At 72.5% G+C, this 6,260-nt stretch carries 4 protein-coding genes; 1 reads left to right on the forward strand and 3 read right to left on the reverse strand.

The features are described from left to right. Position 1 precedes the first annotated feature (1 nt). The 3 genes from ACN6LM_RS28990 to ACN6LM_RS29000 form a co-directional block, all read right to left on the reverse strand. Positions 2 to 601: an ATP-binding protein gene (locus tag ACN6LM_RS28990; RefSeq protein WP_445068344.1), complete on the reverse strand. Its 600-nt coding sequence runs from the start codon at positions 599 to 601 to the stop codon at positions 2 to 4. After that, positions 598 to 2,424, reverse strand: a complete 1,827-nt coding sequence (locus ACN6LM_RS28995) for an MFS transporter (protein ID WP_445068345.1) — start codon at positions 2,422 to 2,424, stop codon at positions 598 to 600. Before ACN6LM_RS28995 ends, ACN6LM_RS28990 begins: the two co-directional genes overlap by 4 nt. 197 nt (positions 2,425 to 2,621) lie before the next feature. After that, positions 2,622 to 5,207 (reverse strand): serine hydrolase, encoded by a 2,586-nt coding sequence (locus tag ACN6LM_RS29000; RefSeq protein ID WP_445068347.1) that lies wholly within the window; start codon positions 5,205 to 5,207, stop codon positions 2,622 to 2,624. Between the two features lie 193 nt (positions 5,208 to 5,400). Here ACN6LM_RS29000 and ACN6LM_RS29005 point away from each other — a divergent pair, with 193 nt between their 5' ends. After that, positions 5,401 to 6,123 (forward strand): GOLPH3/VPS74 family protein, encoded by a 723-nt coding sequence (locus ACN6LM_RS29005; protein ID WP_383303447.1) that lies wholly within the window; start codon positions 5,401 to 5,403, stop codon positions 6,121 to 6,123. Positions 6,124 to 6,260: the final 137 nt, after the last annotated feature.

Raw genomic sequence — 6,260 nt, forward strand, 5'->3', positions numbered from 1 at the left:
CTCAGCGCTCGACCTCGACGGTGAGGTGGTCGGGCCAGTCGGTCAGTCCGGTCCCGGCCGCCCCGGCCAGGCCGGCGGCCGGGCGGAAGTGGATCCGGGTGCCCGTGGTGCCGTCGTCCGGGAGCGGGTCCAGGTCCGTCACGGGGACGCCGTGTTCGTAGCGCTGGACCCAGCTGCCGTTGGCGCGGCGGTTGGTGTGGATCAGCAGGTCGCTGAGGGCGGCGACGACGGACATGCCCCGGCGCGGGTGGCCGTCGGGCAGGGGCGGGGCGTCGGGCGCGTCGAAGAAGCGGAGGTCCTTCGTGGCCATGACCGGCTTCTTCACCGGGCGGCCCGCCGCGTCGAGGCGGGTGTCGGTGCCCCGGCCGTCGTCGGTGACGGAGACCGAGCCGTCCGGGTGCAGCGTGACGACGGCGCGGCCGGTCCCGGTGGCCTCCGCCTCGTCCGACGCGTAGGCGAGGACTTCCAGGATCAGGTGGCGGACCCCGCCGGGGGCGTACGCCTCCGGGTCCCGGCGGACCGCCTCCAGGTGGGCGTGGTCCACCTCGGCCGCCCAGTCGTGGGTCGTGTTCCGCCAGGAGGCGCGTACGGCGTCCGTCACCGCAGCTCGTCCGGACACGGCGTCCCCGGCGGGAGCTGGTAGGGGGCGCCCAGGCGGTATGTGCCGGGGCGCGGGGCCAGGAGTTCCGTCCACTCGTCGCCTTCCTCGTCCTCGTCCACCTTGATCAGACAGCCGTTCTCGTTGACGAACGTCCTCGGGGTGCTCTCGTCCGCCCGCTGCTTGGACGCCTCGGTCTCCTGGGGGCGTTCCACCCCGTTGCCTTCCTCGTCCACGACGGCCAGCCAGCGCGAGTACGGGATGCGGATCAGGACCCGGCCCGCCTTCTTGACGTGGATCGTCAGCTCGCCCTCGCCCGCGCGCTCCACCGTGGCCGGGGGGTCGGCCAGCGGGACCGGGCTGTCCACCTCGAACAGCCGCCAGTCCTCGTTGGACCAGATCAGCTCCAGATAGGAGAGGCCCTTGCCGACGAGTTCGGCCTCCTTGCGGGCGCCGCTGTAGTCGTAGTCGCCCTGCGGCAGCACCACGTAGTGCACCGCCCAGCGGTCGAGCCACTGCCGGTAGTTGATGGGATCCAGGGTGTCGTCGTAGAAGAGCGGGTTCCGCTTCATGTCGGCCTGGCGGTTCCAGCCCCGGGCCAGGTTGACGGAGCCCGGGAGCGCGGACGCCTCGCGGTGGCTGCTCGGCGGGACGACCTCGACCCGGCCGCGTTCGGCGCCGACCTTCTGGAGCTGGTTGACGAGGGGGGCCAGTGAGCGGGTCCAGGAGGCGGTGGGCGCGGTCTTGACGATGTCGTCGACGCCCTTGAAGCCGATCCAGGCGTTCAGCGAGACGAAGGCGATGACCAGCGCGTACCACCGCCGCGAGCGGGGCGCGGTGAACGGCAGCGCGGCCAGCAGGACGACGCCCGCGTACAGCATCGCCATCCGCGAGACGTTGGAGCCGATCTGCGAGTCGACGACGAACGTGAGCAGCGTCCCGGCCCCGTACACGGCCGAGGCCGTGCGTACGGTCTTCCAGTCGGACGGTACGAGGAAGAAGACGAGCCACGCGAAGATGAACGGGCCGGACAGGGTCGCGACCGACATCGGCTGGGTGCCGGAGAACGGGAACAGCCAGGCGGACAGCGCGACCACCACGACCGGTGCGAGGCCCAGCGCGTACGCGCCCGGGCGCCGTTTGTTCAGGAACAGCGCGGCCGCGACGACACCGAGGAAGAGGCCCGCCACCGGGCTCCCGGCCGTCGCGAGGCCGGCGAGCGGCGCGGCGACGACCGCCTTCGCCCACCGCTTGTAGCGCCACCGGTACGGCCAGCAGAACACGGCCGCGGCCGCGCCGACCGCGAACATCATGCCGAGTCCGAACGTCACCCGGCCCGACAGCGCGTTGCACAGGTACGCGAAGACGCCCGCCATCGAGCAGGCCAGCGGATTACGGACCGCCTTGACCCGGTACAGGATCAGCGAGGTCAGCCCGGCCGAGACCGTGCCGGCGATCATCATCGTCGTGCGCACGCCGAGCAGGGACATCAGATACGGCGAGACGACGCTGTACGAGACGGGGTGCATGCCCCCGTACCAGGCGAGGTTGTACGCCGTGCCGGGATGCCGGCCGACGAACTCGGCCCAGGCGTCCTGGGCGGCGATGTCGCCGCCGCTGTTGGCGAAGAAGAGGAACCACAGGATGTGGGCGACCGCGGCGACCGCGGTCGTCAGCAGGACCGGGTGGCGCAGGACGCGCTGCTTCAGTCCGTCGAACCGGCCGGGCGCCCGAGGGGTCCGCTCGCCGTCGCTGCGGCGCTTCGCCTGCGCGGGGTCCGTGACGCCGGTGTCGGCGTCCGCCCGTGTCGGCTCGGCAGTGGTCACTGCGTCTCTCCCCGTCCCTTCCCGGACGCCTGGTTCCGGCCGGCTCTCCCGCTCGGGTCCCATGGGCGGAAAGACGCGCTCCGGGGTCCGCGCGTTGCCCCCGGGACGCTAACACGCGGCGCGTTCAGGCGTACGGAACGGGCGTGCGGCCCGGAGGGGGTGTGGGGCGGCCGTGGGGGCGCCCCCCACCGCGGTCCTCAGCCGACGCGGGTCAGCTTCTGGCCGAACGTCGGGTCGGACAGGTCCTGCTGGAGGGCGACGGGCGCGCTGACCTTGCCGGTGCCGCTGCCCACGGTCACCACACCCACCTCGGTGCCCGCCTTCATGCTGCGGGAGATCTTCTTGCCGTTGCCCTCGACGGAGAGCCGCACCTTCAGACCCGGCCAGCCCTTCGCCTTCAGGTCGGCGGTGGCGACCAGCGGCGTGCGGCCGCCGAAGCCGTCGTCCACGTAGCCGACGACGTCGCCCTTGTGGACCACCTTGGCGGAGGTCACGGCGGCCTGGGCGCCCTCGATCAGCTTGAGGCTGTTGTCCAGCGACATCACGAGGCTGTCGTACGGCTGGCCCGTTCCCGCCTGCTGGCCCATGACCGCGCCGTAGATCCACAGCTTCTTGCCGTCCACCACGGTGTTGGCCGACCAGATCAGGTTGCCGCCGGCCGGAGTGGACGAACCGGTCTTGATCCCGCTCACCCCGGGCTTCAGCAGGAGGGTGTTGTTGTTGTAGATCGTCGTGTCGACGCCGTCGATCTTGATCTGCGGGGTGTCGACGATCTCGCGGAACACCTCGTTCTTCATGACGGCGCGCGCCAGCTTGAGCTGGTCGGCGGCGGTGGAGACGGTCGTCTTCTTCAGACCGCTGGGGTCCGTGTACGTGGTGTGGGTCATGCCGAGCTTCTTCGCCTCGTCGTTCATCTTCTTGACGAAGGCGGCCTCGGAGGAGGCGTCCCAGCGGGCGAAGAGGCGGGCCGCGTTGTTGCCCGACGGGATCATCAGCAGTTGCAGCATCTGCTTCTCGGTGAACTGCTGTCCCTTGCTGATCGGCGCCGTGGACTCGTCCTCGGCCTTGGACTCGTCCTCGGCCTGCTGGTCCACGGTGATCTTCTCGCCCTCGTCCTTGCCCGAGAGCGGGTGGCCCTGGAGGACCACGTACGCCGTCATGATCTTGGCGACGCTGGCGATCGGCGCGGGCTTCTGCGCCCCGGACGAACCGAGCGAGCCGACACCGTCCACGGTGACCGCCGACTGCCCCTGCGACGGCCAGTCGAGCTTCAGCTCGCCGCCGCCGAAGCTGTACGTCTCCTTCGCGGTCATCGCGAGCGACGGGTCCGGCAGCGGGCGCACCATCTGCACGATCGCAAACACGAGGAGCAGGAGGAGGACGAGCGGTGTCCAGATCTTGACCCTGCGCACCGCCGTGCGGACCGGGGTCTCCGGCGGCGGCGGGGTGTTCGTCAGTTCGGCGAGCAGGTCGAGCGGCGGCTTCGGCGGCATCGGCTGCTGCCGGGTCCGCTCGGCGCCGCTCAGGGCGGCGGGGGCGGGGGCGCCGAACGCCGGCGCGGGGCTCTCGGGCCTGCGCGGCGCGGGCGTCGGCGCCGCGCGTACGTCGTCGGAGCGCAACGGTACGAACTGGCTGGTGCGCTCGGTGAGCGACTCGGCCTCGGCGGCGACGGGCTCCCCCGACGGCGACCGCTTGATCTTCAGCGCGGTGGTCGGCTGGTCGACCTTGGGCAGGCGGGGCGCCTTGAAGACGGCGGTGGGCTGGTCGACGGGGGGCTCGGCGGCAGGCTTCTTCCCGCCGGAGGCGTCGTCGTCGGCCGGCTCGGCGGTGGCCGGCTCGGCGGTGGCCGGCTCGGCGGTGGCCGGCTTGTCGGTGGCCGGCTCGGCGGCCGTCGGCTCGGCGGCCGTCGGCTCGGCGGCAGGCTTCTTCCCGCCGGAGGCGTCGTCGTCGGCCGGCTCGGCGGTGGCCGGCTCGGCGGTGGCCGGCTCGGCGGTGGCCGGCTCGGCGGTGGCCGGCTCGGCGGTGGCCGGCTCGGCGGTGGCCGGATTCTTCGCCTCGGCGGCGGGCTCCGGCTCCGGCTCTGCGTCGGTGGCAGGCGCGGGCTTCTCGCCCGGCTCGGGCTTCTCGCCCGGCTCCGGCTTCTCGCCCGGCTCCGGCTTCTCGTCCGGCTCCCCCTCGCGGGAGCCGGGTACGCGGGGCTCCTCGTCCGGGGCGTCGGCCTCGTCGGTGCCCTTCTCGCCCTCGTCCGCCGTCGACACCCAGGCAGCCACCGCCGCCCGGAGGCGCGCGTCGCCCTCCTCGGGCCCGGCAGCCCCCGCGTCGGCCTCGGCCTCCGCGGTCCCGGGCTCCGCGGTCTCCGCGCTCTCAGGGGCGTCCGTGGCCGCCTCCGGGCCGTCCGGGGCGGCCTCCGGGGTCTCGGTGGCCTTCGGAGCGCTCTCGGCGGCCTCCGGGGCCGCCGCCGCGTCCTCGTCCGGCCCGGCGTCGGGCTCCCCGGCCGCATCGGCGGACGCCGGCTCCTCCGCCGTACCGGAGTCCGCACCGGCAGCCGGACCGGAAACCGCACCGGTATCCGAGCCGGAGTCCGCACGGGCAGCCGAGCCGGCCCCCGTCACCGAATCCGTATCGGCATCCGGGCCCGAGCCCGTGCCGGAGTCCGCACCGGCGTCCGGGACGGAAGCCCCACCGGTCCGTTCGCGGAAGACGTCGAGCCGCGGATCGCGCTCGTTCCGAGTCGTTCCCGACGACTGCTGCTGCTCCGACTTGTCGGGGGACTCGCCCGCCACCGATGCCTCCTCCATGCGGCGCGGGGAACCCCCGCGCTGTCCGAACCATCTACCAGTGTCCCGTGTGAACCCTTGGCCGGGCTGCTAGACGAGAACGACATAGCTACTGGTTCCCGTACAAAGCCACCAGGCGCCCTCGACAGAGGGATGTGAGAGGGGTCACCCTGTCATTCATCCACGCGGGGAGGCATGGATGGGCAGGAGCCGCAGAACAATTCCGGAGGAGCTTCTGCTGCTCGCTCTGGACCCGACCACGGGTACCACAGCGCAGCCGCAGTCGCTCGACCTCGGCCTCGCCGGAGCCCAGCTAGTGGAGCTGGCCCTGGCAGGACGGATAGCCCCAGACGGGGATCGTATCGCCGTGGTGATGCCACGGCCGACAGGAGATCCGACCCTGGACTCCGCACTGGAACTGCTGCGCAGGCGCGGCAGCCCGGTCCGGGCGGTCCACTGGATCGGCGGACCCCGGCTGGGGCTCCGCCAGATTTACCTCGCTCATCTGGAGCGGTGCGGCATGGTGCATGCCGTCGCGGGCCAGATGTGCGGAGTGCTGCCGACGACTCGCTACCAGGCGACGGACACGGCGATCAGCCGGGACATCAGGGCCAGGCTGGACAGTGCGATCCGCACCGGTGTACCGCCGGACCCGCGGACCGCGGCGCTCGCCGCACTGGCCCACGCGGTCGGACTCGGCAAGCACCTGTATCCCGGGAACGAGGGGCGTTCATCGCGCTCCCGGCTCCGGGACCTGATCAGGCACGACCCGATGGGCGGTCTCGTGGCGCACGCCGTGATGGACGTGCAGAACGGGGCGGTCGCACAGCCGCGCCGCGCTCAGGCGGCCGGCGTTCCGTTGCAACCGCAAGTGCCGTCGCCGTCACGGCGCGGCAGCATGGCGCACACCGCGGCCCACTAGGACCGCTACCGCACCACGAAGCTTCACCGTCACCACCCGTACCACCACGTCAACAACCGAAGATCGCCGCACCGTTGTCAGCCAGACCCGGTCCGGGAGCCGCACGAGGCGCGGGGCAGTCGGTACCACCGACTGCC

It is taken from the genome of Streptomyces sp. SAS_281, assembly GCF_052542855.1.

What these genes read in the sequence shown, in the direction of transcription:
- ACN6LM_RS29005 (WP_383303447.1), top strand. Translation starts at nt 5,401, where the DNA reads ATGGGCAGGAGCCGCAGAACAATTCCGGAGGAGCTTCTGCTGCTCGCT.